26 protein-coding genes and 1 tRNA gene are annotated in these 26,572 nt (G+C 72.7%); 9 read left to right on the top strand and 18 right to left on the bottom strand.

Features of this window, described 5'->3' with window-relative positions; all coding sequences use genetic code 11:
• Positions 1–94: 94 nt before the first annotated feature.
• From Q9S36_RS32840 to Q9S36_RS32815, 6 genes are all read right to left on the bottom strand, one after another.
• Positions 95–1,105 (bottom strand): hypothetical protein, encoded by a 1,011-nt coding sequence (locus Q9S36_RS32840; RefSeq protein WP_311289025.1) that lies wholly within the window; start codon positions 1,103–1,105, stop codon positions 95–97.
• A gap of 145 nt (positions 1,106–1,250) precedes the next feature.
• The gene (locus Q9S36_RS32835) at positions 1,251–3,098 is read right to left on the bottom strand and encodes a phosphoenolpyruvate carboxykinase (GTP) (RefSeq protein ID WP_311289024.1); all 1,848 of its coding nucleotides are present in this window, start codon (positions 3,096–3,098) and stop codon (positions 1,251–1,253) included.
• 127 nt (positions 3,099–3,225) lie between these two features.
• Entirely contained in the window at positions 3,226–3,519 is a 294-nt protein-coding gene (locus Q9S36_RS32830; protein WP_311289023.1) for a hypothetical protein, read from the bottom strand.
• 1 nt (position 3,520) lies between these two features.
• Positions 3,521–4,948: a glycosyltransferase family 2 protein gene (locus tag Q9S36_RS32825; protein ID WP_311289022.1), complete on the bottom strand. Its 1,428-nt coding sequence runs from the start codon at positions 4,946–4,948 to the stop codon at positions 3,521–3,523.
• A 48-nt stretch (positions 4,949–4,996) separates the two neighbouring features.
• Entirely contained in the window at positions 4,997–7,249 is a 2,253-nt protein-coding gene (locus tag Q9S36_RS32820; protein WP_311289021.1) for an EAL domain-containing protein, read from the bottom strand.
• 38 nt (positions 7,250–7,287) lie between these two features.
• Positions 7,288–9,126, bottom strand: coding sequence for a phosphoenolpyruvate carboxykinase (GTP) (locus tag Q9S36_RS32815; RefSeq protein WP_311289020.1), 1,839 nt, complete (start codon positions 9,124–9,126; stop codon positions 7,288–7,290).
• Between the two features lie 203 nt (positions 9,127–9,329).
• Here Q9S36_RS32815 and Q9S36_RS32810 point away from each other — a divergent pair.
• A tRNA-Arg gene (locus Q9S36_RS32810) sits at positions 9,330–9,402 on the top strand.
• A gap of 65 nt (positions 9,403–9,467) precedes the next feature.
• On the opposite strand, the gene Q9S36_RS32805 is transcribed toward Q9S36_RS32810, so the two are convergent.
• From Q9S36_RS32805 to Q9S36_RS32785, 5 genes are read right to left on the bottom strand one after another with little or no spacing between them, the layout of a single operon-like run.
• Entirely contained in the window at positions 9,468–10,106 is a 639-nt protein-coding gene (locus Q9S36_RS32805) for a hypothetical protein (RefSeq protein ID WP_311289019.1), read from the bottom strand.
• A 21-nt stretch (positions 10,107–10,127) separates the two neighbouring features.
• Complete coding sequence (locus Q9S36_RS32800) at positions 10,128–11,894, bottom strand: M91 family zinc metallopeptidase (protein WP_311289018.1); 1,767 nt, start codon at positions 11,892–11,894, stop codon at positions 10,128–10,130.
• Positions 11,894–12,244: a hypothetical protein gene (locus Q9S36_RS32795; RefSeq protein ID WP_311289017.1), complete on the bottom strand. Its 351-nt coding sequence runs from the start codon at positions 12,242–12,244 to the stop codon at positions 11,894–11,896. The genes Q9S36_RS32800 and Q9S36_RS32795 overlap by 1 nt, the downstream gene beginning before the upstream one ends.
• A gap of 55 nt (positions 12,245–12,299) precedes the next feature.
• Entirely contained in the window at positions 12,300–13,247 is a 948-nt protein-coding gene (locus Q9S36_RS32790; protein ID WP_311289016.1) for a phosphotransferase, read from the bottom strand.
• Positions 13,247–14,023, bottom strand: a complete 777-nt coding sequence (locus tag Q9S36_RS32785; protein WP_311289015.1) for a class I SAM-dependent methyltransferase — start codon at positions 14,021–14,023, stop codon at positions 13,247–13,249. The genes Q9S36_RS32790 and Q9S36_RS32785 overlap by 1 nt, the downstream gene beginning before the upstream one ends.
• A gap of 119 nt (positions 14,024–14,142) precedes the next feature.
• Here Q9S36_RS32785 and Q9S36_RS32780 point away from each other — a divergent pair, with 119 nt between their 5' ends.
• Complete coding sequence (locus Q9S36_RS32780) at positions 14,143–14,973, top strand: dienelactone hydrolase family protein (protein WP_311289014.1); 831 nt, start codon at positions 14,143–14,145, stop codon at positions 14,971–14,973.
• Here Q9S36_RS32780 and Q9S36_RS32775 read toward each other — a convergent pair.
• Complete coding sequence (locus Q9S36_RS32775) at positions 14,897–15,223, bottom strand: LysR family transcriptional regulator (protein WP_311289013.1); 327 nt, start codon at positions 15,221–15,223, stop codon at positions 14,897–14,899. The genes Q9S36_RS32780 and Q9S36_RS32775 overlap by 77 nt on opposite strands.
• 172 nt (positions 15,224–15,395) lie before the next feature.
• Here Q9S36_RS32775 and Q9S36_RS32770 point away from each other — a divergent pair, with 172 nt between their 5' ends.
• Positions 15,396–15,953, top strand: a complete 558-nt coding sequence (locus tag Q9S36_RS32770; RefSeq protein ID WP_311289012.1) for a PadR family transcriptional regulator — start codon at positions 15,396–15,398, stop codon at positions 15,951–15,953.
• Here the strand turns inward: Q9S36_RS32770 and Q9S36_RS32765 are convergent.
• The gene (locus Q9S36_RS32765) at positions 15,950–16,738 is read right to left on the bottom strand and encodes a hypothetical protein (protein WP_311289011.1); all 789 of its coding nucleotides are present in this window, start codon (positions 16,736–16,738) and stop codon (positions 15,950–15,952) included. The genes Q9S36_RS32770 and Q9S36_RS32765 overlap by 4 nt on opposite strands.
• Positions 16,739–16,871: 133 nt before the next feature.
• Here Q9S36_RS32765 and eis point away from each other — a divergent pair, with 133 nt between their 5' ends.
• The 3 genes from eis to Q9S36_RS32750 all read left to right on the top strand — a co-directional run bounded on the left by eis (position 16,872) and on the right by Q9S36_RS32750 (position 19,012).
• On the top strand, positions 16,872–18,059 hold the full coding sequence (gene eis / locus Q9S36_RS32760; protein ID WP_311289010.1) for a GNAT family N-acetyltransferase: 1,188 nt from the start codon (positions 16,872–16,874) through the stop codon (positions 18,057–18,059).
• 40 nt (positions 18,060–18,099) lie between these two features.
• Entirely contained in the window at positions 18,100–18,645 is a 546-nt protein-coding gene (locus tag Q9S36_RS32755) for a hemerythrin domain-containing protein (RefSeq protein ID WP_311289009.1), read from the top strand.
• Positions 18,646–18,712: 67 nt separating this feature from the next.
• Positions 18,713–19,012 (top strand): helix-turn-helix transcriptional regulator, encoded by a 300-nt coding sequence (locus Q9S36_RS32750; RefSeq protein ID WP_311289008.1) that lies wholly within the window; start codon positions 18,713–18,715, stop codon positions 19,010–19,012.
• Between the two features lie 11 nt (positions 19,013–19,023).
• On the opposite strand, the gene Q9S36_RS32745 is transcribed toward Q9S36_RS32750, so the two are convergent.
• Together Q9S36_RS32745 and Q9S36_RS32740 are read right to left on the bottom strand one after the other, a co-directional pair.
• Entirely contained in the window at positions 19,024–19,626 is a 603-nt protein-coding gene (locus Q9S36_RS32745; protein WP_311289007.1) for an ATP-dependent Clp protease proteolytic subunit, read from the bottom strand.
• Positions 19,623–20,234 (bottom strand): ATP-dependent Clp protease proteolytic subunit, encoded by a 612-nt coding sequence (locus tag Q9S36_RS32740; RefSeq protein WP_311289006.1) that lies wholly within the window; start codon positions 20,232–20,234, stop codon positions 19,623–19,625. Before Q9S36_RS32740 ends, Q9S36_RS32745 begins: the two co-directional genes overlap by 4 nt.
• An 86-nt stretch (positions 20,235–20,320) precedes the next feature.
• On the opposite strand from Q9S36_RS32740, the gene Q9S36_RS32735 reads away from it, so the two are divergent.
• A complete protein-coding gene (locus Q9S36_RS32735) occupies positions 20,321–21,157 on the top strand; it encodes a nucleoside hydrolase (protein ID WP_311289005.1) in 837 nt (278 codons plus the stop codon).
• Here the strand turns inward: Q9S36_RS32735 and speB are convergent.
• Genes speB through Q9S36_RS32720 form a run of 3 tightly spaced genes read right to left on the bottom strand, consistent with a single transcriptional unit; the run spans position 21,154 to position 23,871 of the window.
• The gene (speB, locus tag Q9S36_RS32730) at positions 21,154–22,164 is read right to left on the bottom strand and encodes an agmatinase (protein ID WP_311289004.1); all 1,011 of its coding nucleotides are present in this window, start codon (positions 22,162–22,164) and stop codon (positions 21,154–21,156) included. The two genes, Q9S36_RS32735 and speB, sit on opposite strands and share 4 nt — an antisense overlap.
• A 10-nt stretch (positions 22,165–22,174) precedes the next feature.
• The gene (locus Q9S36_RS32725; protein ID WP_311289003.1) at positions 22,175–23,299 is read right to left on the bottom strand and encodes an SGNH/GDSL hydrolase family protein; all 1,125 of its coding nucleotides are present in this window, start codon (positions 23,297–23,299) and stop codon (positions 22,175–22,177) included.
• A complete protein-coding gene (locus tag Q9S36_RS32720) occupies positions 23,296–23,871 on the bottom strand; it encodes a WHG domain-containing protein (protein ID WP_311289002.1) in 576 nt (191 codons plus the stop codon). The genes Q9S36_RS32725 and Q9S36_RS32720 overlap by 4 nt, the downstream gene beginning before the upstream one ends.
• A 112-nt stretch (positions 23,872–23,983) precedes the next feature.
• Between Q9S36_RS32720 and xylB the strand changes: the two genes are divergently transcribed.
• Positions 23,984–25,387, top strand: a complete 1,404-nt coding sequence (gene xylB / locus Q9S36_RS32715; RefSeq protein WP_311289001.1) for a xylulokinase — start codon at positions 23,984–23,986, stop codon at positions 25,385–25,387.
• Positions 25,388–25,403: 16 nt separating this feature from the next.
• The gene (gene xylA, locus Q9S36_RS32710; RefSeq protein WP_311289000.1) at positions 25,404–26,570 is read left to right on the top strand and encodes a xylose isomerase; all 1,167 of its coding nucleotides are present in this window, start codon (positions 25,404–25,406) and stop codon (positions 26,568–26,570) included.
• Positions 26,571–26,572: the final 2 nt, after the last annotated feature.

The following is a 26,572-nucleotide window of genomic DNA, read 5'->3' as shown; positions in this document are numbered from 1 at the left end:
CCCCCACGAGTCCTGGTCCGACGGCCTCCCCCACAGGCCCAGACCCAGCTCACGAGGGCAGCAACCTCCGGGTTGCTGCCCTCGATCTTTTCCCTCAGGTGGCCGCGCCGGTCTCGTCGGTCTCCCGCCCGGAGATGCCGCGCTTGCCCATCTCGTAGCCGAGCTGGAAGCGGGTCTCGACCTCGAACTCGTTCTTGAGGTCGGCGACGTAGCCGGCGTACGTGCGCGGGCTGACGCCGAGCCGCTTGGCGCCCGCCGGGTCGGCGCGACCCTCGAGGAGCATGCGGATGGTCATCGCGCGCTGCTCGGCGGCGATGTCGCGCATCAGGGAGGTCTCGCTGCTGGTGAAGGGGCGCGCGCGCTCCCAGTGGCGCTCGAACATGTCCACGAGGTAGAGCACCATCGACGGCTCGCTGATGACCATCGCGACCGCCAGGCTCTGGTGGCTGGGGATGATGGCGACGCGCCGGTCGACCACGATGAGCCGGTTGAAGAACTCGTCGAGGGTGCGGACCTCGGCCCCGGCAGCGGTCACCGCGGCGACGTACCGGCGGGTGTCGGTGCCGCGTCGGGCGGCGTGCTGGTAGAGGGTGCGCATCCTCACGCCGCGCTTGAGGGTCGCGATCTCGCGTGCGGTGACCTCACCGAGCTGCTTGACCCCGCGCCGGTCCTGCGGCTGCGCGGTCAGCAGCTCCTCCTCCGCGTCGTTGACGAGGGAGTCGAGGAAGTTGCGGATGGTGGCCTCGCCGCGGATCTCGGCGAACGGGCCCCCGACCGCGCTGGGCGAGCGCCGCCAGGCGTGCGAGAGGGTGCCGAAGGCCTGCGCCCAGTGGGCGGACTCGGCGATCAGCTCGGCGCCCTGCTGGCCGAGCGGGGCGACGACCTGTGCCTGCACGGCGGCCGGGTCGACCGCGCGCCACTGGGTGCCGTCCTCGCTCTTCACCACGAGGCCCACCTCGGTGAGGATCGTGAAGGCCTCGTGCAGCTCGCCGCCCTTGACGATGCGCTTGTCGGTGGCGCTGAGGCCGCCCGAGGTCACGATCTCCTCGTAGAGAGGGGTCGACTGCTCCTCGAACACACTGCGTTCGTGCTGTCCCAAGGGCATGACTCACCTCCGGCTCCCCGACCCCAGTGGGAGGATCGTGCCACATCGGTCCCACCGGGGTGGGCGCATCCGGCCCGGGACGACGCCGACCCGCCCCCGTGGTCCGGGGACGGGTCGGCGCGGCAGCAGCTGGCTGGTGCAGGGCTCAGGCGTCGAGACGCGCCTTGAGGGTGTCGAGCTCGGTCCAGAGGACGGCCGGGAGGTCGTCGCCGAACTTGTCGAACCACTCCTGGATCTGCGGGATCTCGGCCTTCCACTCCTCGACGTCGACCGCAAGGGCCTGCGCGAGCTGCTCCTCGGTGAGGTCGAGGCCGTCGACGTCGAGCGAGCCGGGCGCCGGGACGTGGCCGATCGGGGTCTCGACGGCGGCAGCCTGGCCGTCGATGCGCTCGATGACCCACTTGAGGACACGGCTGTTCTCACCGAAGCCCGGCCAGAGGAAGTCCCCGTCCTCGCCGCGACGGAACCAGTTGACGTAGAAGATCTTCGGCAGCTTGGCGGCGTCGTTGTCCTTGCCGACGTTGATCCAGTGGCCGAAGTAGTCGCCGGCGTTGTAGCCGATGAACGGCAGCATCGCCATCGGGTCGCGGCGGACCACGCCGACCGCGCCCACCGCGGCGGCGGTGGTCTCGGAGGAGAGGGTCGCGCCCATGAAGGTGCCGTGGCTCCAGTCGCGGGCCTCGGTCACCAGCGGGATGGTCGTCTTGCGGCGGCCGCCGAAGAGGATCGCGTCGATCGGCACGCCCCGCGGGTCGTCGTACTCGTCGGCGAGGATCGAGCACTGCTTGATCGGGGTGCAGTAGCGGCTGTTGGCGTGGCTGGAGAGCTCGCCGGTCTCGGCGGCGATCTCCGGGGTCCAGTGCTCGCCCTTCCAGCTGGTGGCCTCGGCCGGGGTGTTCTCCAGGCCCTCCCACCAGACGTTGCCGTCGGGCGTCAGCGCCACGTTGGTGAAGACCGAGTTGCCCTTGCGGATGGTCTCCATGGCGTGCGGGTTGGTGTGCTCGTTGGTGCCCGGGGCGACGCCGAAGAAGCCGAACTCGGGGTTGACGGCCCACAGGCGGCCGTCCTCGCCGACCCGCATCCAGGCGATGTCGTCACCGATGGCCTCGACCTTCCACCCGGGGATGGTCGGCTTGAGCATGGCGAGGTTGGTCTTGCCGCACGCGCTCGGGAAGGCCGCGGCGACGTACTTGGTGACGCCCTGCGGGGAGGTGAGCTTGAGGATCAGCATGTGCTCGGCGAGCCAGCCCTCGTCGCGGGCCATGACCGAGGCGATGCGCAGGGCGTAGCACTTCTTGCCGAGCAGGGCGTTGCCGCCGTAGCCCGAGCCGAAGCTCCAGATCATCCGCTCCTCGGGGAACTGGACGATGTACTTGGTGTCGTTGCACGGCCACGCGACGTCGTCCTGGCCGGGCTCGAGCGGCATGCCGACGGAGTGGAGGGCCGGCACCCACTGGGGCGCCTCGCCGGCGGCCTCGAGCTCCTCGATGCGGGCGAGCACGTCGCTGCCCATCCGGGCCATCACGCGCATCGAGACGGTGACGTAGGCGGAGTCGGTGAGCTCGATGCCGAACATCGGCTTCTCGGCCTCGAGGTGCCCCATCACGAAGGGGATGACGTACATCGTGCGGCCCCGCATGCAGCCGGCGTAGAGCCCGCGCATGAGCTCCTTCATCTGCTCCGGGTCCATCCAGTTGTTGGTGGGGCCGGCGTCGCGCTCGTCGACCGAGCAGATGTAGGTGCGGTCCTCGACGCGCGCCACGTCGGTGGGGTCGGACGCCGCGTGGAACGAGTTCGGCATGACCTCCGGGTTCAGGCGCGTGAAGGTGCCGGTCGCCTCGAGGGCGGCCGTCAGCTGCGACCACTCCTCGTCGGATCCGGTGCACCAGTGGACGGAGTCGGGCTGGGTCAGCTCGGCGACCTCGTTCACCCACGCCAGGATGCCCTGGTGGGTGGTGGGAGGGGTCGTCTGCGTGTCGATCGTGGCGGTCATGACCGTTTCCTTCAGCGTGCGTAGCGGCTGGTTCGCGCGGCCTCGTTGTCGGCGACTTGCGGGGACGCTAGCCCTTGTGAAAGCACGCACATATTGGATCGATCACAGACCTGTGACGTGGCTCTCGCTACTCCCGCGTACGCCGATGGGGCTGGGCGATGCGCTCGGTGAGCGAGCCCCCGGCCGGTCCGCCGACGGGGGCGTCCGGGTGGATGCTGCGGGTCTCCGCCCGCCGGTTGCGGGCCGCGAGCCAGTCGCGGAGGTAGAACTTCGGCAGGATCTTCGCCACCGCGAGCGTGACGTAGACGATGGTGTTGATGGCGACGAACGCCGCGAGCACGGCGATGAACTGGTTGCGCAGGATGCTGTCGGGGAGCAGCACGCCCATCGGGACGACCACGGGGGCCAGCACGGGTGCCATGTCAGCTGTCCACCTTCACGCCGGAGTCGGTCTGGACGACGTGCTTCCAGTCGGCCTGCTTGGCGAGCGAGAGGTCCCAGATGCCCTTGAGGTAGACGATGTTGAGGAACATCGCGTAGAAGAGCTCGGGGAACAGCGAGAGGCCCAGCAGCCGGGCCTTCCAGCCGCCGCGCCAGACCGTCACCACGCGTTCGAGGGTGAACACCAGGCCGATGCCGATCCAGAACGGGAACCAGACCCAGTTCGAGGTCGCCAGCACCATCAGGATGATCAGCGCCAGGTAGGCGCCGAGGGCGATGACGCCGTAGCCGATCCCCAGCTGCTGCATCCAGTAGCGGAAGGTCTGGGGGCGCAGGCCGTAGGCGGCGAGGTTCTCCAGCGCGCCGCGCTGCCAGCGCAGCCGCTGTGCCCACAGGCCACGCCAGTTCGGCATCACCTCGGTGACCACGGTGCACTCGCTCGGCGAGATCATCAGCGCGCCGAGTGTCTTGAGCGCGATCGTCAGCTCGTTGTCCTCGGTCAGCGCGACCGTGTCGTAGACGTCGCCGGGCACGCCCGGGAGGATCTTGCCGCGCTCCTCGGCCACCGCGCGGAGCGCCCGTGGGCGGAAGACCGACGCGGTGCCGGTGAGCACGAACACGCGGCCGCGGCGACGGCGGAGGTCACGCTGGTAGCGGGTGTACTCGTTGCGTTGGAACTGCCCGATCAGCCCGAAGCCGTCCTCGCCGTAGAACAGCCCCCCGACGGCCATGAGGGCGCGGTCCCACGTGAGCCGGTTGGTCGCACCCTCGAGGAAGCCGTCGTCGAGCGTGGTGTCGGCGTCCATGATCATCACGCAGTCGTTGTCGCCCTGGCCGGGCAGGATCTCGGCGAGCGCCTGGTTGAGCCCGCCCGCCTTCTTGTGCGTGTTGTCGACGGTCTCGAACACGTCGACGCCGGCCTCGCGGGCCAGTCGCACCGTGTCGTCGGTGCAGTTGTCGGCGACGACCACGACCCGCGCCGGGGGCACCGACTGCGACAGCAGGGAGGCCAGGGTCTCGGAGATGCAGCCCTCCTCGTTGTGGGCCGGGATCAGCACGGTGATGGTCACCGGGCCGGCGTACACGCCGCGGGTCTCGGACATCACGAGCTTGGGGGCCAGCGGCATCCGCCCGCCGTCCTCGCTGCGGCGGGCACGGGTCAGCAGCCTGCGCTCGATCCCCGCGACCCCGGCTGCGAGCAGGAGGGCGACGCCCACCGCGGCGAGGAGGATGCGCGGAGCCGGCATCTCCGTGTCGTAGAAGACCTGCCAGATGCCGAAGAGCACTCCCTCGGACGGCCTGCGGCCCACCTCCGGATCCCCGGACGCCACGGCCACCCAGAGGGCCACCGCTCCCAGCGCCGCGGAGCCGATGATGGCCAGTCCCACCGACCGCTGAAGCCACCGCATCTGTCCCGAGTCTCCTTCTCTGCCCGCGGGCGAGCACGCCTCGCCCGTTCAGTCCTTCGGCACCGCCGCGGCGACGGATGGCCAGAACTCGCCCGCGAACTCGTCGTACGACACCGGCTTGCCGATGAGGTACCCCTGGGCGAAGTCGACGCCCTCCTCGCGGCACACCTCGAGGATCTCCGGCTCGGAGACGAACTCGGCGACCGTGCGCTTGCCGAGGTCGCGGGCGATGCCGACGATCGAGCGCATGATGGTGCGGTCCACCTGCGACTCCTGGACGTGGGCGACGAACTCGCCGTCGATCTTCACGTAGTCGAAGAAGAGGTGCTTGAGGTAGTAGAACGACCCGAAGCCGGCGCCGAAGTCGTCGAGCGCGAACGCGCAGCCGAGGTCGGTCATCCGGGCGGCGAAGTCGCGAGCCATGGCGACATCCGCCACGGCGGCGGTCTCCGTGATCTCCAGGATGAGGGCCGAGGGGTCCACCCCGTGCTTCGTGAGCGAGGTGGTGATCGCCTGCTCGATCTCGGGGTTGCCGATCGAGAGGCCCGACAGGTTGACCTCGAGCTCGAACTCCGGGTCGTGCTCGGCACGGATCCGGGCCAGCATCTCCAGGCTCTTGTCGACCACCCACGCGTCGACCTGGGGCATGAGGCCGACGCGCTCGGCGATGTAGACGAAGCGCGAGGGCGGCACCAGCTCGTCCTCGTCACGCAGCCGCAGAAGCACCTCGGCGGAGCTGATCCGGCCGGTGGCGATGTTCATGATCGGCTGCAGGTGCAGCTCGAAGCGGTCGTTCTCCAGGGCACCCTCGATGCGGCTCTGCCAGTGCAGCCGGGCGGCTGTCCGCGGTCCGCGCTCGTCACCCTCGGGGAGCATCGCGATCTGGTTGCGCCCGGCCTCCTTGGCGTCGTACATCGTCATGTCGGCGAGGGCCAGGATGTCGGCGGCGTGCTCCGAGGCGGCGCGGAAGGTGACGGCGCCGACGCTGGCGGTGACCCGGCGGGCGACCCCGTCGAGGGTGGCCGCGTGGTCGCGGATCCGGTCCACGACGAGCCCGGCCACGCGCTGGGCCGCACCCTGGTCGCCGTCGGTGAGCAGGATGGCGAACTCGTCGCCACCGAGACGCGCCACCAGGTCGGAGCTGCGGATCGAGCGCCGCAGCAGCCCGGCGATGGTGATCAGCAGCTCGTCGCCGGCGTTGTGGCCCAGCGTGTCGTTGACCTGCTTGAAGTTGTCGAGGTCGAGCAGCAGCAGGGCGCCGGTCGCGCCGACGCGACTGCAGCGGTCGAGGTGGCGGGCCAGCTCGGTCTCGAAGCGGCGCCGGTTGGCCAGGCCGGTGAGGACGTCGTGGTCGGCGAGGTGGGAGAGGCGGTCGAGGTAGCGACGGCGGTCGGAGATGTCGACCACGTTGACCATGACGACCTCGCCCATGCCGCGGTCGCCCACGATGGTGCTGCTCAGCGCGACGCTGACGTCGTTGCCGCCCGAGTCGCGGAAGTTGCACTCGGTGTCGAAGGTGTCGCCGGGGCGGGCCACCAGGCGGCTGACGTGGTCGTCGATCCGCGACTCCCCGGGCGTCTCGAAGGCGCTGAGCTTGTGGCCGACCATGTCCGGCGGGTCGAGGCCGACGAGGACCGCCATCGAGATGTTGGCGCGGATGATCCTGCCGTCGAGGTCGAGCAGCGCGACGCCGTGCGGGGCGTCGTCGAAGAGGCGCTCGACCCTCTCGTTGGCGACCCGCGCCCGGCGGGTCTGGCGCTCGAGGTCGCGGACGATGCGCTGCAGGACGGGGGCGAGCACGAGCGCGATCGACGCCCACACCACGGCCCGGCGCCAGTCGCCGAACGGGTAGTGGGGCGCACCGACGACCGCGATCGGGATCGCGAAGGTGAGGATCGCCAGCGCGCTCGCCACCCACAGCTGCTGGGGCGTCCCGGTGATCGCCAGCCAGAGGATCGGCAGCAGGAGGAGGGCCGCCATCCCGGACCCGTTGCCACCCGCGCCGGCTCCCGCGGCGTCGTGCACGAGGGCAGCGAAGGGGAAGAGCAGGTAGGCCGCGACGGGGTCGAGCCACGACCGCTCCGTCCGCCGCTGGGCGAGGAGGAAGACGACGGCGACAATGACGAGGCTGACCGCCGCCAGCACCGCCACCCACAGAGGCCGCTCGTAGGGCGGCAGGACGACGGTGACCAGCGCCAGCAGCGCGACGATCCCGAACGGCAGCGCCAGGGCGGGCGAACCCCGCCGCAGGTCGGCGTACGGCGCCCCCGCAGCGCGGGTCTCCGAGGCGGGTCGTCGCACCCGACCAGACTAGACCAGTCGGGTGCGACGCCGAGGGCTTACTGCTCGTTCTCCAGGTCGGCGGCGACGCGGCGGTGCGCCTCCCAGATCTCCTCGGGCATCCGGTCGAACTGCGAGAGGTGCTCCTCACGGAACCCCATCTCCTGCTGCCAGCGCTCCTTGTCGATGGTCAGGATCCGCTCGAGGTCCTCGGGGGCGATGTCGACGCCCTCGAGGTCGAGCTCGTCCTCGGTCGGCAGGATGCCGACCGCGGTGCGGCGACCCTCGACCTCGCCGTTCTTCAGCTGGAGCAGCCAGAGGAGCGGACGCAGGTTGTCGCGGTAGCCGGGCCACAGGAAGTGGCCGTCATCGGGGTCCTTCTGGAACCAGTTCACGTGCGCGAAGATCGGCTGCTCCTTCGCGGCCCCGACCACGTCGAGGTAGTGGCGGGCGTAGTCCCCCTCGCCGTAGGCCATGAACGGCCGGTTGGACATCGGGTCGTAGCGCAGCTGGCCGTCGACCCCCTCGGCCGCGAAGGTGGCCTCGGCGCCCAGGGTGAGGCCGTCGTACACCCCCTCGGCGAGGTCGGTGATGGCGCGGATCAGCGGCTCGCGGTCGCGGGTGCGGCCGCCGAAGATGATCGCGTCGATCGGCACGCCCGCCGCGTCGTCGTAGTCGGGCGCGATGTTGGGGACGTTGGCCAGCGTCGTGGTGAACCGGCTGTTGGGGTGGGCCCAGTTGGCGCTGTCGTTGTCCTTGCGGTCGGCCAGCGGGGCGCCGGTCCAGTCGAGCCAGCCGTGCACGTCGGTCGGCGGCTTGGGGGTCTTGCCCTCCCACCACACCTCGCCCGTGCTCGGGTTGTAGGCCACGTTGGTGAAGATCGCCTGCGACCCCTCGCCGATGGAGTACAGCGCGTTGGGGTTGGTCCGCTCGTTCGTGTCCTTGGCGACGCCGAAGACGCCGTACTCCGGGTTCATGCCCATCAGCCGGCCGGTCTTCTCGTCGACCCAGAGCCACGCGATGTCGTCGCCGTAGAACGAGACGTGGTAGCGCTCGCCGAGCGCGTCGGGGGCCGCCATCATCGCCAGGTTGGTCTTGCCGGAGGCGCTCGGGAACCCGCCGCACACGTGGTAGGTCTTCCCGGTCTCCTTGTCGTGGATCCCGATGAGCATGTACTGCTCGGCGAGGAACTTCTTGCTCGCCCAGCCGTCGTACGCGCCCTGCCGCAGGCCGTGGGCGATCTTGCCGAGCAGCGCGTTGCCGCCGTACGACGACCCGAAGTGCAAGATGGTGCGCTCGTCGGCGACGGTCACGAAGTAGCGCTGGTCGTCGGGCGTGCCCTGGCCGAGGTTCTCCAGGTCGCCGGTGACGTGGACCGCGCGGACGAAGGAGTCCGGGTCCTCGAGGTCGTTGACGAACTGCACGCCGACGCGCGACATCCGGATCATGTGGAGCACGACGGTGCGGGTGTCGGTGAGCTCCACGCCGGCGGCCCACGGCGCGAGCTCGTTGCCGGGGGGCGACATCAGGTAGGGGATGACGTACATCGTCTTGCCCTCGGACGCGCCGCGCATCCGGTCGTGCAGCATCGGCTTCATCTCCGAGGCCGGGCGCCAGTTGTTGTAGACGCCGCGGTCCAACTCGTTGTTCGTCGCGACGATGGTGCGCTCCTCGGAGCGGGCGGTGTCCTTGTAGTAGCTGCGGGAGTAGTAGCGGCCCTCGCCGGCCCGCTGCAGCTCCCCGGCCGCGACGGCCTCCTCGAGCAGCCGGGCGTCGTCGGAGGCGTTGACCACCTCGACGTGCTCGGCGCCGGTGAGCTCGGCGTACTCCTTCACGAACTCGCGGACCCGGGGGTTGGTGAGCCCGGCTTCGTCCAGGACTGCCTCGAGATCTGCCATCGCGCTGCCTCCTCGTGCGGCGGCGGTGCGCCGCCTCCTACGGTCTGGTGCCTGCACCATAGGGCACGTCACGGGTGGGCGAGTGGGGCCGGAAGTCCCGAGTGCACCGGGACGCTCGAGGCGCCCACCAGCCCCTGATTTCACCCGTCCGCGTGCCGTCGGCTATCCTCGTCAAGTCCTCGCGCCGCTGGTGCGATCGACGAGCGCCTGTAGCTCAACGGATAGAGCATCTGACTACGGATCAGAAGGTTTGGGGTTCGAATCCCTACAGGCGCGCAGGACGAACGGCCCCGGCATCGCGCCGGGGCCGTTCCTGCAGGTGGGGAGCGGGGACCGCCCGGTCACCCCACCTCGACCGGTTCCGAGCAGAAGGTGGCCTGGCCGGCTCCCGCGCGGCCGTGGTTGACCGTCGTGACCCCGTCGACGTCGTGGAAGCCCCAGCTCGGGTCCCGGCCGACGAGGACGCCGACGCAGAAGACGACCGGTCCGGACGCCGGCACCTCGCCGGGGTCGACGGTGGGCGGCGCGTACGCCTGCGGAGGCAGCGGCACGCGCAGGGTCTCCTCGAGGGTCTCGCCGGGCGGAAGGGCGGTCACCCCGACCCAGGGGAGCGCGTCGCCGCCCGCGTCGGACGAGACCGCGAAGACGCGCTTGGCGATCTCCGTGCCCCCGTCGGCGGCGGCCACGACGTAGGCCGTGTCGGGGCGGTCCGAGAGTCGGCCGAAGCTGTCGGGCACACGGTTCGTGACGAGAACCTCCTCGGCGGACCGGTTGCGCAGCGACCACTCGACCACCAGCTCGTCGCCGCCCGGCGAGAGGGTGGCGGAGAAGTCGACCTCGGGCGCCTCGACGGTGGGGGTCGGCGTCCGCTGGCCGCTCGGCTCGCCGGAGTCGTCCGGCCCCGTGGAGCTGGTCGGTGTGGTGCACGCGGCGAGCGCCGCGGCCAGGCCGATCACCAGCGCACAGGCGCGAGTCCTCATCGTGCTCCCTCGGTCGGTGGCTCAGTTGTAGCTCTCACGGTCTTCCCAGCCGATCTCATCACGCAGCCCGTTCTCGGTGAGCTCCACCGGGTGGTCGGGGTCGATGATCTCCGGCGTGCTGGGGTCGTGGTCGTGGTCGACCGTCAGCCCCACCGCCGTGCGCTCGCCCTGGTTGACGCCGTGGTCCACCTCGTCGTCACCGCTGTAGTCGGTGTCGTCGAAGTTCTCGCTGAAGAAGTCGTAGATGTGCGCCATCTCGTGGTAGAGCCCGGCGATGGGCGGCCGGCCCTCGCCGCTGCCCTGGCGGTGCGGGTTGTACTCGATGGTGCCGTCACCGTGGGCGTAGTTGTTGTCCTCGGTGAGCTCCCGGATCGTCACCGTGTCGCGGTTGATGCCGAGGAAGCCGGAGTTCTCGTGCTCGTCCTGGAGGGCCGCGAGCATCTGCTGCCCGGTGGGCGACGCGGCGAGCAGGTCGAGGTCGGCCCGCACCCGGGCCACGAACTCGGGCGACCCCTCGATCTCGATGAAGTCGGAGAGGTCGTCGAGCTGGATGTTCACGGTGGTCTGCGTCTCGACGTCGTCGGCGTCGTCGTCGCCGTCCTCGCTGTAGGCGGTGTCGCTGCCCGAGCCGCCGTGGGTCGCGTCGTCGCCGCGACCGGCGTAGTGGACGTCGTTGCCGGACCCGCCGACCAGCGTGTCGTCGTCCCGGCCGCCCGAGACCGTGTCGTCACCCGCGCCACCGAGGACGGAGTCGTCGCCCTCGGCGCCCTCGAGGTAGTCCTGGCCCTCGCCGCCGGAGACCGTGTCGTCGCCGTCGAGGCCGTAGGCCGTGTCGTCGCCGTGGCCGCCGTAGAGGTCGTCGTCGCCTCCCTGGCCGTCGAGGTAGTCGCGATCGGCCCCACCGGAGACGTAGTTGTCCCCGCCGCCGGCGTCGATGCTGTCGCGGCCGTCGCCGCCCACGTGCGTGTTGTCGCCGTCCGAGCGGTCGCGCACGACGTCGTCGCCCTCGCCGCCGGCGACGGTGACGCGCACGTCGTCGCCGCTCTGGACGGTGATCGTGTCGTTGCCGTCGCCGGTGCGCACCACGACCTCCTGGCCCGGAGGAACCCGGTAGGGCACGCCGTTGAGGATCACGAAGGTCACACCCGTCTCCGGGTTGGTCCACACCGTGACGGTGTCGTCACCGTCGCCGGTGTTGACGACCGTCTGGTCACCGTTGTGGAGGATCCCGGGCTCACCGCTCTCCTCGGGCACGTCGAAGCCGTCGGCAGTGCCGTCGGCGACGCTCTCCCACGTGGCGGCGATGTCGTCCCACTGCGTCCTGAGGTCCTGCAGCGAGGCCGAGCCGCGGGCCAGCTGGGCGTCGAGGTCGGCGCGGATGTCGTTCGCCTCGGCCTCGGCGCGCCGGATGCGCTCCTCCTCGGCGTCGTCCTCGGGGAAGAACTGCACCCAGGTGCCGAACCCGACGTGGCGGATGCCCGAGACCGTCGCCCACGAGTTGTCCAGCTGTGCCTGCGCGATTCGCACGACCCCGGCTCCGTCGCGCAACGCGCCGGCCATCGCACGCGCCAGGTCGCCCGCGGTGTCCAGCGAGGCGACGAGGCGACGTCGGTGGGCGTCGAAGGACTCGGCCGTCCTGCCCTCCCAGCCCGCCGCCATGACCGCGCCCGCCTTGGCGTTGAAGGTGTCGCCGGAGCCGGTCAGCGCACTCGCCACGTCGTCCCAGCCGTTGGCGGCCGTTTCGAGGTCAGCGGCCTGCTCGGCGAGCTCCCAGACCCCCTGTCCCATCACTTCACCCCCAGGATCGTGCGGAGCAACGGGTTGGTGGTCACCTCGTCGGCAGTGGCGCGACTGACCCGGGCCGCCTCCTCGTCCTGGGCGGAGATGTCGAAGGCACAGGTGTAGAGGTCGTCCATGTCGGCCTCGAGCACGGCGGCGAGGCGTCCGACGGCAACGTCACCGGCGTCCAGCGTCGCGGTGTGCGCGGCGACGAAGCCGGGTCCGCCGGACGAGTTGCCGGCCGCTCCCGAGTCGACCTGGAGAGCAGCCGCCTGGCCGCTCCAGCTGGTGTTGAGCTCACGGGACTCGGCCAGGCAGGTGTCGGCCAGGCCGCACAAGTCCTCCGGTGTGACCTGCATCGTTGCTCCGTCCGTCGGCTCCAGTGGTCTGACCCCTGTGGTGCCCGCCGTGGCCTCACGCCAAACCCGCGCGTACGACGGCCGCGTGCCTCCGCAGACGCGCGTGGAGGTCCGTCGCCCAGGTCGGCCAGTCGGACCGCGCGTCGGTCGCGAGCTGCGGCGCGAGCCCGAGCAGCTCCTCCACCGCCGCCACCCGGGTGAAGAGCGGCAGCCGGGCGATGTCGTCGTCCGTGAGCGGCCGCACCTGCCGATAGCCCTCGATGAAGCGCTGGGGGACCTCGGACGTGAGGTCCGGTCCGCCGGCCGGCGTGCTCCAGTCACGGAGGGCGAACGCCACGTCCGCGGCGTACCAGCCGACCCTCACCTCGTCGGGGTCGACGAGGACGAGCCCGTCGGCACCGGCCACGACGTTGTCCGCCTCCGGGTCGCCGTGGAGGACGCCGTGCACGTCGGGTGTCCTCGGGAGCGCGGCGAGCGCGTCCAGGAGGTCGACGGCGCGCGCCGCCAGCGCGGGGTCGTCGGGACAGGGCGTCCGGAGCGCGTCGGAGGCGTGGGGCAGGTCGTCGGCCCCGGGACCGGTCGCGTGCAGGCGCGCCAGGGCAGCGCCCCACGCGGCGGACCCCTCGGGGAGCCCCTGCTCGGCCAGCGTGTCTCCCTCGACGGCGGGCATCGCCATCACGGCGTAGCCCCCGGTGCGCTCCACCAGGTGGCCGTGGACGGACCGCAGCGCGGGAGCGGCAGGAGCGCCCGCGGCAGCCCACCGGGCCGCGGCCCGTGCACCCCGGGCCAGCACCGACCGGTGGGGCTCGACGTCAGGCCGGAGCCTCAGCACCGCACGCCCCTCGTCGCCACGGGAGCGGGCGACGAGCACGTGTGACGCGCTGGACCGGACGAAGACCGGTCTCTCCAGGCCCCAGGCCTCCGCCGCTGCTGTCGCCGCCGGGTGGTGGTGGTGCTCGTCGAACCCGGCTGCGAAACGGACGAGCTCGTCGATCGGCAGCATCAGCGACCGGCCACCCTGGCCAGGACCGCCCGGTAGCCCCAGGCCTCGCTCGCGGGACCGGCTGCGGAGCGGTCGGTTAACGGGCCGTCACCGAGCTCGAGCGCCGTCACCGCGAGCCCGGTGCCCTCGACCAGGAGGTCGAGGTCCGCGGGCGAGTAGCAGCGGACGGACTGCGTCAGCGGCGGCGCATCGGGGCCGTCGAACCACCACGCGTCGAGGAAGCGTGAGCCGACCACGTCGTAGTCGAGGGTCTCGTGGCACCCGGTCTCCTCGTCGACCTCGTCGTGACCGGCCCACCGGATCCAGGCTGCCGGATTGAACACGTCGAGCACGACCAGGCCGTCGGCGGCCAGCCATGTCGAGGCAGCCCGCGCGAGGATCGCGCGCTGGTGGGCGTCGTCGCCGACACCGAAGCCGTTCCACATCACCACGAGGTCGAACCCTGCCCCGATGTCGTGCTCCAGGAAGTCGCCCTCCACGACCGTGAGGTCGACGCCTTCGTCGCGGGCGAGGTCGCGGGCGAGACCGGCGCGCACGCCGCTGAGCTCGACCGCCGTGACCTCGAGCCCGAGCCGGGCGGCGGCGACCGCGGAGCCGCCGGTGCCGGCCCCGAGCTCGAGGACCGTCCGGCGCCCGGGCCCGCCGAGCCGCACGAGCGCCTCGGCCCGCTCGACGTGGTGGTCGAGGACGCCCGATGGTCCCGCCGCTCGGGACTTGCGGTCGTAGAACTCCCGCACCCACGACGGGGTCGCGGCCGGGCCGGGCGAGCTGTCCACTGCCATCCTCCTGGTCGGGTGCGTCCGATCCGATCATCCGGGCCGACGACGACCCCACCCAGCATCGACACTGGCGATCGTCCTCGTCGGGCGACGGAGGTCTCGACGAGCCTCGCTCCATGACATGGCGCCTCCCTCGCCCGGCCTGGCTGGTCGTGGTCCTGCTCGTCGCGTCCGGGTGCGGGGGGACCGGCGCTCGCCCGTCGGAAGGCCAGCCCCCGGCAGCGTCACCGAGACCGGGCGCGGAGACCGTCACGTACGACGACGCGGGCCACGAGATGGACCTCTACCTCCCCACCGGCGGTGAGCCGAGCGCCATGGTCCTGCTCGTGCCCGGGGTGAGCCCGGACCCCAGCCCCAAGGACCATCCCGGGTTCGCGGCCTGGGGCGCCCGGCTGGCCGGGGCGGGGGTCGTGGCGGCCGTGCCGAACCACGACGCCGTGGTGGGCGGGAGCCCGGCGGGCGTCGCGCAGCTGCGACGCGCCGTCCGGGCGCTGCGCGACAGGGTCGCCGAGCTGGCGCCGGAGCCGGTGCCGCTGGTCACGATGGGCTTCTCGGCGGGCGGGCCGGACTGGGTCGAGGCGAGCTTCGACCCGGCCAACCAGCCGGTCGACGCCCTCGTCGGCTTCTACGCCGAGGTCGAGCCCCCGAGCGGCGAAGGGACGCGTGGCTCGCTGGCCCACCACCTGGCCTCGAGCGACCGGCCCGTCCTGCTGGCCTACGGCCTGGCCGACACCGCCCCCGGCATCCTCTCGTCGCTGCGAGCCTTCCGGCGGGCGGCGCGGACGTCCGACGTCGACGCCACGATCCTCACCCATCCCACCGCGGGCCACGCGTTCGACGTGCTGCTGGACGACGGCAGGACCCGCTCGATCATCCGCCGCACGGTCGACTTCGTGGCTGCGCCTGTGCGCCGGGGAGCGAGCGCAGCGCGGTCGTGGCATCGGTGAGCTCACGGACCACGCGCTCGGCGACCGGCAGGAACGCGCGGCCCTGGGGCGTCAGGGTGAGGCGCCGCACCGACCGGTCGATCACCACCACGCCCAGCGCGCGCTCGAGTCGCTGCACCCGGGCGCTGAGCCCGGGCTGCGAGACGTGCAGCCCGCGCGCGGCGACCGTGAAACCGCCGAAGTGCACGACCGCCACGAAGGCGGCCACCTCGCACAGCGCGAGGTCCAGCGCCTTCGCGTCGAGGCGCAACGCGCCCCTCGGCGGATCCCCGGCCCCCTGTGCCCCGTGTGTCCCGCGCGCCGTCATTGCCGGATCCTGACATGTCAGCAGATGACCGTCCAGTCATGACATGTCACAGATGGATCACAGCGTGGCTGATGATCTACCCTGCGCCTGACCCCCACCGGAACGGATGACCTGCATGGCGTTGCGATTCGCGATCCTGGGTGCGCTCGCGCACAAGCCGTCCTCGGGCTACGACCTGGTCAAGCAGTTCGACCAGACGTTCAACTACGTCTGGTGGGCCAGCCACGGCGCGGTCTACACCGAGCTGCAGAAGCTCGAGAGGGACGGACTGGTGGAGCCCGGCGAGAGCGGCTCGCGGGGTCGCATCCAGTACCGCGTCACCGACACCGGCGTCCGCGCGCTCCAGGACTGGCTCCGGGCGCCCGCGGCGCGCAAGCCGCGCGACGAGATGGTCCTGCGGGTGTTCCAGCTCTGGCTCCTCGACCCCGAGGAGGCGGCCGACTACCTCGACGGCCTCGCCGACGCCCATGCCGAGCGCCTCGCGGAGTACGAGCGACGCGAGGCGGTGGCCGAGCTGGACCCCGACCGTCCGGCCGCGTTCTACAACCTGCTCGCCCTGCGGGCCGGGATCGCGACGGAGAAGGCGGTCGGGGCGTGGGCGCGCGAGTCAGCGGCGGAGGTACGACGGCTGGGGCCCCGCGCCGTGCTCCCGGACTCCGGGGGCGGGTCCTAGCTGCGGCCGGCCGACGGGTCGACGAACCGGAGCAGCTCGCGGCCCGCGGGCAGCAGCCGTCCGGTGTAGGTCGTGAGCAGCTCGTAGCCGTGGCCCTCGGGCCGCACCACCAGCCGGGCACCGGTGCGCGCGGCGAGGCGGCGCGCGGCCGCCAGCTCGTGGGGCGGCTCGTCCGCGCCGAAGACGACCAGGGCCCGGTCGTCGTACCGGCGCGGCCACCGCAGGTCGGTCAGCCGCCGGTCGTCCCACGCGTCCGGACCCGAGACGTCGGCCCAGGCGTCGACCTCGACGCCCGCGGCCACCGCCGCCACGGCACGGTGGCCACCCATCGAGGCGCCGACGAGCACGACCCGGTCGGCCCCGAGATCGACGCGGGCGCGCTCGACCGCCGCCTCCACCACACCGGCCTGGTCCGCGTCGTCGGAGCACGTGCTCAGCCCGTAGCCGCACTGGTCGACGGCGAGGCTGCTCACGCCGGCCTGCTGGGCCGCCGTCGCGAACCGGCCCCACCCGCACGCACCGAGGCCCCCGGTCTGGTGGAGCAGCACCATGGCCGTGGTCGCTCCGTCGACCGGGAAGGCGATGGCGGCGACGCCTCCCGCGGCCGACTCGAACGTGAGCTCCCGGGTCCGGGCGTCCTCCGGCATCGCCGCGAAGCAGCGCGGCTGCGGTGACGCGGCCGCCGGAGTGGGCGCACCGCCGCGCCGCTCGTTTTCCGAGCACCCGGCGAGGCCGAGTGCGCAGACCAGCAGGAGCGCGGCCCACCGCGCGGCATGCTCGGTCATCGCCTGCTCCGTTCGATCGAGGTGCTCGCGCATCGTCCCTACACCGCCGTCGGGAGCCACGGCACGATCGACGATCGCGATGGAGCGTGGGTCCCGGGTTGACGCCGAACCGGCGCCTTCCGAGAGTGGGGCGGTGACGACGTACGAGTACCGCCGGCTGACCGAGGACGACGTCGAGGCCCACCGGCGGCTGGGCCGGGAGGCGTTCGGCCATCCAGCCTCCGCGCCCGCCGACACCCCCGCACCACCACCGCGGCCCGGCGCCACGAGGTGGGGTGCGTTCCTCGGCGAGGAGCTCGTCGCGCGCGTCGAGGGATTCGCGCTCGGGTCGTGGTTCGGGGGCCGGGTGCTGCCGACCGTCGGGATCGGGGGCGTCGTCGTGGCGCCCGAGCACCGGGGCCGCGGGGTGTCCCGGGGCCTGGTCACCCAGGTGCTCGACCACCACCGCGCCCAGGGTGCTGCGCTGTCCACGCTCTACCCCACCGCACCCGGCTACTACCGCGGCCTGGGCTACGAGGTGATCGGGTCCTACGACGAGGTCGTCGTGCCGAGTGCCGCTCTCGCGACCATGGCGCCCGGTCCTCCCGGCCTCCGCACCCGCCGCGCCACGACGGCGGACGGACCGGGGCTCCGCAACGTGTACGACGCATGGGCAGCCGCCCAGAACGGACCACTCGACCGCCGCGGACCGGCGTTCGCCGTCGCGGACGACGACTGGGTGGCCGACCACGAGGCCGTCACGGTGGTCGAGGACGAGCAGGGTGTGGTGCGCGGGTTCGCGTCGTGGGACCGAGGCACGGGCTACGGCGCCGCCGCCCACCTCTCCGTCGCCGAGGTGCTGGCCGTCGACGCCGACTCCTACCGGGCGCTCTGGCACGTCATCGGGTCGTTCGCTGCAGTCGTCGGGGAGGTCCGGCTGCTGACGTCGGGGGCCGATGTCGCCCGCTACGCGCTGCACACCAAGGACTGGAAGGTCACCCTCGAGGACGTATACATGCTGCGTGTCGAGGACGTTCCGACCGCGCTCAGCGGGATCCGCCTCCCCTTCGAGGTCTCGGTGCCGTTCGTCGTCACCGACCCGCTCGGCGTCATCGACGGGTCCTACCTGCTGACCACGGACGCCGGCACCACTTCCTGTCGGCGCAGCGAGGACGGTGCCGGCGCCGAGCTCACGGCGCGCGGGCTGGCGCTGTGCCTCGCCGGGACGCAGTCGTGCGCCAACCTCCGCAGCGCCGGCCTGCTGGCGGGCCCCAGCACCTGGGACCCCCTGCTCGACCACGCCCTGGGTGGTCGCCAGGTCCACGTCCGCGACTACTTCTGACGGGGGCCCCGTCCTTCCGGGCCGCCCGTAGGCTCGGCGCGTGCCGCCCATCGACGACTCCACCCGGCCGCGGGTCGCCGGGTCGGTGGACCTGACGGCCCGGCAGCGCATGGCCGGCGACCACCTGCGGATGGTCCACGACCACTTCCGCGAGCAGCTCGCCCAGCTCACGACGGCCGTCGCGGCGCTCGCGGAGGGCGACGGTGGAAGCGGTGTCGCCGCGGTGCGCGAGGCCCTGCACCGCCTCGGTCCCGAGCTGGCCGCGCAGCAGGTCTCGGGGCTCTGCCGCCAGGTCTGCCGGTTCCTCACCATGCACCACACCATCGAGGACCAGAGCATGTTCCCCGCCGTCGCGACCCTGCCGGCGTACGCCCCGGTGGCGGCGCGGCTCGCCGAGGAGCACCTCGTCATCCACGAGCACCTCGAGCGACTCGACGAGCTGGCGCTCGCGGTGCACGCCGACCCCTCGCGCATCGCCGAGCTGGTGGGGGCCGTCGCGGCCCTCGCCGGCGACCTGCTGTCGCACTTCGACTACGAGGAGACCGAGATGGCCGAGCCGCTCGGCCTCCTCGGCCTCGGGGTCTGACCTCCAGTCGTTCTGCTGTGAGCAGAACCCGTGGGCGCGTCGCCACCGGGCTGGCTACCGTCGGGACATGGGCGAGATCGTGAGGTTCCCCGAGCGGGCAGCGGACCGACCTGTCGAGGCACCGGAGCCGCTGTGGCGTGAGCTGGTCGGGCGCGAGCTCCACCGCGAGCGCCTGGACCGCGGCGAGCGGCTGGTCGACGTGGCGGAGCGGGCGGGGGTCTCCATGCAGTACCTCTCCGAGGTCGAGCGGGGGCTCAAGGACCCGTCGTCGGAGATGCTCCAGGCGATCGCCGGCGCGCTCGACCTCGGCCTGCGCGAGCTCGCGACCCGGGCGGCGCGCCCCGAGGCGCTCGCGCTCGCCGCCTGAGGGGCACCGGGTCAGGCGATCGCCGGCCCCTGCTCACGCAGCACCGTGTCGACGATCCCGTAGTCGACGGCTGCCGAGCCCGGGAGCACGAGCGTCCGGTCGGTGTCCTGCCGGATCTGCTCGGGCGTGCGCCCGGTGTGCTCGGCGAGGATCTCCTCGAGGACGAGCCGGACCCGGGCGACCTCGTCGGCCTCGAGGATGAGGTCGGGCACCGTGCCGCGACCCTGCGTCGCCGGCTGGTGCAGCACCACCCGGCCGTGCGGGAGGATCGCGCGCGTGCCCGGTGCCCCGCCCGCCAGCAGCACGGCGGCGGTCCAGGACGCCTGGCCGACGCACACCGTCTCGACGGGGGGCCGGACGAACTGCATCGCGTCGTAGACGGCCAGCATCGCGTCGATGGAGCCGCCGGGTGAGTTGAGGTAGAGGCTGATCGGGAGGTCGGGATTCTCCGACGCGAGGTGCAGCAGCTGGGCGATGACGGCGTTGGCCACGCCGTCGTCGATCTCGGTGCCGAGGTAGACGATGCGCTCGGACAGCAGGCGGGAGTAGAGGTCGAGGGTCCGCTCGCCGCGCGGCGTCTGCTGGACGACGTACGGGATCGTGTAGGTGCTCATCGCGCACCGGCCAGGCCGACGGGACGGGCGCTCGCGGGCGTGACGTGGTCGATGCTGCTGATGACCTGGTCGACGAACCCGTAGTCGAGGGCCTGCTCCGCGCTGAACCAGCGGTCGCGCCGGGAGTCGCGCTCGACGGTGTCGCGGTCCTGGCCGGTGTGCTCGGCGACCAGGCCGAGCACGGTGTCGCGGGTGTGGCGCAGGTCGTCGGCCTGGATCTCGATGTCGACGGCCGTGCCACCGATGCCGGCCGACCCCTGGTGCAACAGCACGCGGGAGTGCGGCAGGGCGTACCTCTTGCCCGGGGCCCCCGCGGAGAGCAGGAACTGGCCGGCGCTGGCGGCCATGCCCATCGCGAGCGTGCTCACGTCGTTGGGGATCAGCCGCATCACGTCGTGGATGGCGAGCATCGCCGACACCGACCCGCCCGGCGAGTTGATCCAGAGGCTGATGTCGGCGCGCGGGTCCTCGGCGGAGAGCAGCAGCAGCTGGTGCATCAGCCGGTTGCCGTTGGCCTCGCGCAGCTCCTCGCCGAGGACGATGATGCGCTGGTGCATGAGGCGGCGGACGAGCTCGTCCTCGATGCGCTCGGAAGTGGTGATGGTCATGCCGCCAGCGTGGCGCGGCCCGCGGCCCCACAGGGCGTTCTGCTCGCCGCGGATCCGCTCGGAGCAGAGGACCGTACGGTGGCCGGATGAGGCCTCCGACCCGCGTCGTGCTCGACGTCGACACCGGGATCGACGACGCCCTCGCCCTGCTGTACGCCGTCGCCAGCCCGGCGCTGGACCTGTGCGGCGTGGCCGCGGTCGCGGGCAACGTGCCGGTCGAGGTGGCCGCCCGCAACTCCGCCGCGGTGCTGGCGCTGGCGGGGGCGGGCGAGGTGCCGGTCGCGGTCGGCGCGGCCCGGACCTCGACCGGCGCCGGCCCGCGGACCGGACCGACGAACCACGGACCCGGCGGGCTCGGCGTGGTGTCGGTGCCCGCCCCCGACGTCGCCCCGGCGCAGGGCGTCGAGGCCGTCGTCCGGCAGGCGGCGGCCGGCGGGCCTTTCACCCTCCTCGGCCTGGCGCCGATGACCGACCTGCCCGCGATGGCGAGCGCGGCAGCCGAGGTCGTCCTGGTGGGAGGGGAGCTGGCGATCGAGGAACCGCCCGAGCTCAACGCCAGCCACGACCAGGACGCCACCGCTCGGACCCTGGCGTGCGGCCGCCCGACGACGCTCTACGTCATCGACGTCTTCGAGCAGGTCTGCGTCGCCCCGGCCGACGTCGACCGGCTCCTGCGGTCGGACCGGCCGCCCGCCCGTCTGGCGGGTGAGCTGCTGGCGGTGCGGAGGTCGCACCTGATCGGGGACGCGGGCGCGCTCGTCCTCCTCACCCATGCCGACCTGTTCGCCGTCGAACAGCGACGGATCGGCTTCGTCGGGGCCCACCTCACCGAGGCGGCGGACGGCCGCGTGGTCGACGTCGTGGTGGACGTCGACGCCGAGGCGGTGGCCCGCACCTACGTCCAGGTACTGCTCCGGGCCTAGCGGTCGAGGAGCGGTGTCGCCGGGTCCCAGGTGGTGCCGTCGCGCTCGTCGCGACGCTTGCGGGCGATCGCGGACAGCGCCTCGAGCACGACCCGGTTGGCGAGGGCGGCGGTGATGTCGGCGTGGTCGTAGGGCGGGCTGACCTCGACGACGTCGATGCCGACGACCGGCAGCTCGAGGCAGATCCGGCGTACGGAGTCGAGGAGCTCGCGCGCGGAGAGGCCGCCGGGCTCGGGCGTGCCGGTGCCCGGTGCGTGGCCCGGGTCGCACACGTCGATGTCGACGGAGAGGAAGACGCCCTCGCACTCGTCGGTGGCGATCCCGAACGCCTCGGTGAGGCACTCCGACAGGCCACGGTGGACGATCTCGGTCATCTCGTAGGACCGCATCCGCTCCGCGGCCATCCAGTCGAGCGTCTCGGGGCCGGGCCAGTAGCCGCGCAGCCCGACCTGCAGGAAGCGGTCGCCGCGCAGCGCGCCCGACTCGATGAGCCGGCGCATCGGCTGGCCGTGGCCCCACAGGGAGCCGAACTCGATGTCGCCGGTGTCGGCGTGCGCGTCGAAGTGGATCATCGAGACCCGGCCGTGGCCGAGCGCGTTGGCCACGCCCTTGGCGTCGGGGTAGGCGATCGAGTGGTCGCCGCCGAGCACGACGGGGATCGCACCCGCGCGGGCCACCTTCTCGACCGCAGCCTCCAGCACGCCGAGGGCCCGCTCGATGTCGCCCGGCGGCATCTCGACGTCGCCCGCGTCGACGACCCGCAGGTCCTGGAGCCCGTCCGTGCGCAGCGCCAGCGACGGTCGCGAGCCGTCGTGGGGCAGGTAGTCGGTCATCCGGATCGCCTGCGGGCCGAAGCGCGTGCCCGGCCGGTGCGACGTACCTCCGTCGAAGGGGGCGCCGACGACCACGACGTCCGCCCCGGCGTACGACGACTCGTCGTCGAGGTCGCAGGCGGGCACGCCCAGGAAGGTGACGTAGGGGCCGAACTGTGCGCCGTAGCGAGCCATGGTGCCGATGCTAGGGCTGCCGCCAGCCGTCCAGCGCCGCGAACCGCTCGCCGATCAGCCGGTGGGTGGCGGAGTCGGGGTGCAGGTCGTCGGGCAGCGGGAGCCGCTCGGCGTCGACCGCGCCGTAGAGCGCGAGCCCGTCGACGTAGGTCAGGTGCGGGTCCGCGCGGCGCTCGACGACCTCGGCCAGCACCTCACGGACGACCTCGAGGCTGAGGCCGCCGCGAGCCACGGCGTCCGGGTCGCCCTCGGCGACGAACCCCACCCTTCCCTCGGCGATGCCGGACATGTCGACGCCCGTCGGGCCCGGCACGGACTCGTGCATGCCGCAGAAGATCGGCGAGACGAGGCGGATCGGGGTGTCGGGGTGGCCGTCGCGGATCGTGTCGAGGTAGCCGTGGACGGCCGGGCCGAGGGCACGGCGGCGCACCAGGTCCTGGTTGACGAGGTTGATGCCGAGCTTGAGGCTGATCAGGTCGGCCGGGGTGTCGCGGATGGTGCGGGCGACGAACGGGTCGAGCAGCGCGCTGCCGCCGTAGCCGAGGTTGACCAGGTCCAGCCCGGCCAGGCGGGCCGCGACGACCGGCCAGGTCTCGGTGGGGTACGTCGCCACGGACCCGTGGCTGATCGAGCTCCCGTGGTGCACCCACCGCGGGAGCGTGACGGGGAGCGGCTCGACGGGCGCGTCGGCCCGCAGGTCGACCAGCGTGGTCTGCTCGTCGTGGGGCAGCCACACCTCCACGTCCTTCTCGCCGGCCGGCAGGTCGACGACCAGCGTCGTCGGCTCGCCCGGCTGGTGGGTGCTGGCCCCGGTCATCATGTCCACGAGCAGCACGTCGCCGCCGGCCGCGGTCAGCCGCTGCACGACCTCGCCGTCCACGAGCACCTCGTAGGTGCCGTCCGGGCGCGCGGGGACGCCGGCGTAGACCCGCTTGGTGGGCAGCACGTCGAGCTCGAGACGGGTGGCGGCGGTGCGCATCGCGAGCCGTACGCCGGCGGGCTGCGCCTCGACGAGGTGGAGCTGCGGGTCGTCGGTCTGCGCTCGCGCCCAGGCGGGCAGGCGGTGCGGCAGCAGGCCCCGCTCGGTGTGCTCGAGCTCGATCGCGCCGCGGACGAGGGCGGGCAGGTCGGTCATGTGGTCTCCCAGGATCGGATGAGGGTGTCGAGGCCGTCGAGCACCCGCTCCCACGTCTCGTCGGAGGTGGGGACGGCCGTGCCGTGGCCGAAGGCGCCGGCGGCGTCGAGCGCTGCGTAGCCGTGGAAGGTCGCGCCCAGCAGCCGCACGGCGTGGGTGGCGTCGGCGTCACCGAGCCGGTAGCCGCGGAGCACGGCGCGGGTGAGCTCGGCGTGGCGCGGTCCGGCGCTGCGGCCGGCGGTCTGGGCGTCGAGCGGGAGGCGGGTGGCGGCGTACCGACCCGGGTGGTGCACGGCGTAGTCCCGCCACACCCCGCCCAGGGCGGCGAGCGCGTCGCGCCCGCTGACACCGGCCAGCGCCTCGGCCGCCCGCTCGGCCGTCTCCTCCAGGGCCAGGAGCGCGACCCGGGTCCGGACGTCTGCGGAGCTGCGGACGTGGGCGTAGAGGCTGGGCACGGCGACACCGAACGACCTCGCCAGCGCGGACAGCGTGACGGCGTCGAGCCCGACCTCGTCCGCGAGGTCCGCCGCGGCCCGCGTCACGCGGTCGCTGGTCAGTCCGGCTCGCGGCATGACGTCTCCCTTCGATCAGTCGACGCTAACCTAACACCTTTAGGTTACTCGCGCCCTCAATGTAGCTGGACCCGCTGTTGACTTTAGTTCGAGTCTCGTACTTAATAGTGACGTGGCTCTCGTGCTCGGCATCGACTCCTCGACCCAGTCGACCAAGGCGTTGCTCGTGGACGCCGACGACGGCACCGTGGTCGACCAGCGCAGCGCGCCGCACCCGCCCGGAACGGAGGTCGACCCGACGGCCTGGCTGGACGCGGTCGACGCCGCGACCGAGGGCCTGCTCGAGCGGGCCGACGCGGTCGCCGTGGCCGGCCAGCAGCACGGCATGGTCGCCCTCGACGAGTCCGGCACGCCGGTCCGCGACGCGTTGCTGTGGAACGACACCCGCTCGGCGCAGGCTGCCCGCGACCTGATCGACGAGATGGGCGGCCCGCAGGCGTGCGCCGACGCGATCGGCAGCGTCCTGGTCGCGTCGTTCACGTCGGCGAAGCTGCGCTGGCTGCGCGACCACGAGCCCGAGCGGGCCGCGGAGGTGGCGAGCGTCCGGCTGCCCCACGACCACGTCTCGCACCACCTCGCCGCCCCCGGCACCGAGGCCTTCACCGACCGCGGCGACGCCTCCGGCACCGGCTACTTCGCCACCCGCAGCGACGAGTGGCGCCCCGACCTCCTCGCGCTCGCGCTCGGCCACGACGCCGCCCTCCCCCGCCTGGTCGCTCCCGGCACGTCCGCCGGGCAGACCGCCTCCGGTGCCCTGCTCGCCGGCGGGACGGGCGACAACATGGGCGCCGCGCTCGGCATGGCCCTCCGCCCCGGCGACGTGCTCGTCTCGGTCGGCACGTCGGGCGTGGCCTCGGCGGTCAGCGCCACAGCGGTCGCCGACGGCACCGGCGTGGTCACCGGCTTCGCCGACGCCAGCGGCGGCTTCCTGCCGATGGTCACCACCATGAACGCCGCCGGGGTCCTCGACCTGCAGGCGCGGTGGCTGGGCGTCGACCACGACGGGCTCGCCGACCTCGCCCTCGAGTCCACCGCCGGCGCCGGCGGCGTCACCCTCCTCCCCTACTACGGCGGCGAGCGCAGCCCCAACCGCCCGGACGCCGTCGGCACCTGGACCGGCCTCACGCCTGCCACCACCCGCGCCGACCTCGCGCGGGCGGCGTACGAGTCGCTCCTCTGCTCGCTCGCCGACGCCGTCGACCGCCTCGTGGCGGCCACCGGCGAGCAGCCGCGTCGACTGCTGATGGTCGGCGGGGCGACGCGCAGCGCAGCCCTGCGCGCACTCGCCCCGGCCGTCCTCGGGGCGCCCGTCGCGCTGCCCCCGCCCTCGGAGTACGTCGCCCTCGGCGCGGCCCGGCAGGCGGCCTGGGCGCTCGCCGGGACGGCCGAGCCGCCGCAGTGGCCGGCCCCCGAGACCACCGTCCTCGAGGCCGACCCCACGCCGCACGTCCGCGAGGCGTACGCCGTCCTGCGCGAGCGCACCGACACCTGGACCGACACCACCTCCACCACCTGACCGGAAGGCAACCCCGATGAGCATCGAGATCCCCACCCCCACCCCCGAGGACAAGTTCTCCTTCGGCCTCTGGACCGTCGGCTGGCAGGGCGTGGACCCGTTCGGCGGCGCGACCCGTCCGCCGATGGACACCGTGCACGCCCTCGAGAAGCTCGCCGAGCTCGGCGCCTACGGCGTGAACTTCCACGACGACGACGTGATCCCGTTCGGCAGCGACGACGCCACCCGCCAGGCGATCATCGACCGCTTCAAGAAGGGCCTCGCCGACACCGGGCTGGTGGTCACCACCGCGACGACCAACCTGTTCAGCCACCCGGTCTTCAAGGCCGGCGGCTTCACCAACAACAACCGCGACATCCGCCGCTTCGCGCTGCGCAAGGTGATGCGCAACGTCGACCTCGCCGCCGAGCTCGGCGCGAAGGTCTACGTCGCCTGGGGTGGCCGCGAGGGCGCGGAGTACGGCGCCTCGCAGGACACCCGCGTCGCGCTCGACCGGATGAAGGAGGCCTTCGACCTCCTCGGCCAGTACGTCGTCGACCAGGGCTACGACCTGCGCTTCGCCATCGAGCCGAAGCCCAACGAGCCGCGCGGCGACATCCTGCTCCCGACGATCGGGCACGCGCTGGCCTTCATCGAGCAGCTGGAGCGTCCCGAGCTCGTCGGCGTGAACCCCGAGATCGGGCACGAGGAGATGGCCGGCATGAACGCCGCGGCCGGCTACGCCCAGGCGCTGTGGCAGGGCAAGCTCTACCACATCGACCTCAACGGCCAGAACGGCCCGAAGTACGACCAGGACCTGCGCTTCGGCGCCGGCAACGTGCGCGGCGCGTTCTGGGTCGTCGACGCGCTGCTGGCCGGCGGGTACGACGGACCGGTCCACTTCGACTACAAGCCCTCCCGCATCGAGGACGAGGACGGCGTGTGGGTCAGCGCCGCCGCCAACATGCGCAACTACCTGATCCTGCGCGAGAAGGTGAAGGCGTTCCGCGCCGACCCGGAGGTGCAGGCGGCACTCGAGGCGGCCCGGCTGCCCGAGCTCGCCCAGCCGACGCTCGGCGACGGCGAGGGCTGGCAGCAGCTGCTGGACTGGCAGCTCCCCGACCCGGACGCGCTGGGCCGGCTCGGCGCGGCGACCGAGCACCTGGACCAGCTCGCGCTCGAGCACCTCTACGGCGTCCGCTGAGC

The sequence above is a fragment of the Microbacterium sp. ARD31 genome (assembly GCF_031844425.1).
This window is presented reverse-complemented; position numbering and strand designations above follow the sequence as displayed.

Bases quoted from the DNA above. Each gene is read 5' to 3' on its own strand.
- Q9S36_RS32840 (WP_311289025.1), bottom strand. From the start codon at position 1,105: ATGCCCTTGGGACAGCACGAACGCAGTGTGTTCGAGGAGCAGTCGACC.
- Q9S36_RS32835 (WP_311289024.1), bottom strand. From the start codon at position 3,098: ATGACCGCCACGATCGACACGCAGACGACCCCTCCCACCACCCACCAG.
- Q9S36_RS32830 (WP_311289023.1), bottom strand. From the start codon at position 3,519: ATGGCACCCGTGCTGGCCCCCGTGGTCGTCCCGATGGGCGTGCTGCTC.
- Q9S36_RS32825 (WP_311289022.1), bottom strand. From the start codon at position 4,948: ATGCGGTGGCTTCAGCGGTCGGTGGGACTGGCCATCATCGGCTCCGCG.
- Q9S36_RS32815 (WP_311289020.1), bottom strand. From the start codon at position 9,126: ATGGCAGATCTCGAGGCAGTCCTGGACGAAGCCGGGCTCACCAACCCC.
- Q9S36_RS32805 (WP_311289019.1), bottom strand. From the start codon at position 10,106: ATGAGGACTCGCGCCTGTGCGCTGGTGATCGGCCTGGCCGCGGCGCTC.
- Q9S36_RS32800 (WP_311289018.1), bottom strand. From the start codon at position 11,894: ATGGGACAGGGGGTCTGGGAGCTCGCCGAGCAGGCCGCTGACCTCGAA.
- Q9S36_RS32795 (WP_311289017.1), bottom strand. From the start codon at position 12,244: ATGCAGGTCACACCGGAGGACTTGTGCGGCCTGGCCGACACCTGCCTG.
- Q9S36_RS32790 (WP_311289016.1), bottom strand. From the start codon at position 13,247: ATGCTGCCGATCGACGAGCTCGTCCGTTTCGCAGCCGGGTTCGACGAG.
- Q9S36_RS32780 (WP_311289014.1), top strand. From the start codon at position 14,143: ATGACATGGCGCCTCCCTCGCCCGGCCTGGCTGGTCGTGGTCCTGCTC.
- Q9S36_RS32770 (WP_311289012.1), top strand. From the start codon at position 15,396: ATGGCGTTGCGATTCGCGATCCTGGGTGCGCTCGCGCACAAGCCGTCC.
- Q9S36_RS32765 (WP_311289011.1), bottom strand. From the start codon at position 16,738: ATGACCGAGCATGCCGCGCGGTGGGCCGCGCTCCTGCTGGTCTGCGCA.
- Q9S36_RS32750 (WP_311289008.1), top strand. From the start codon at position 18,713: ATGGGCGAGATCGTGAGGTTCCCCGAGCGGGCAGCGGACCGACCTGTC.
- Q9S36_RS32745 (WP_311289007.1), bottom strand. From the start codon at position 19,626: ATGAGCACCTACACGATCCCGTACGTCGTCCAGCAGACGCCGCGCGGC.
- Q9S36_RS32740 (WP_311289006.1), bottom strand. From the start codon at position 20,234: ATGACCATCACCACTTCCGAGCGCATCGAGGACGAGCTCGTCCGCCGC.
- Q9S36_RS32735 (WP_311289005.1), top strand. From the start codon at position 20,321: ATGAGGCCTCCGACCCGCGTCGTGCTCGACGTCGACACCGGGATCGAC.
- speB (WP_311289004.1), bottom strand. From the start codon at position 22,164: ATGGCTCGCTACGGCGCACAGTTCGGCCCCTACGTCACCTTCCTGGGC.
- Q9S36_RS32725 (WP_311289003.1), bottom strand. From the start codon at position 23,299: ATGACCGACCTGCCCGCCCTCGTCCGCGGCGCGATCGAGCTCGAGCAC.
- Q9S36_RS32720 (WP_311289002.1), bottom strand. From the start codon at position 23,871: ATGCCGCGAGCCGGACTGACCAGCGACCGCGTGACGCGGGCCGCGGCG.
- xylA (WP_311289000.1), top strand. From the start codon at position 25,404: ATGAGCATCGAGATCCCCACCCCCACCCCCGAGGACAAGTTCTCCTTC.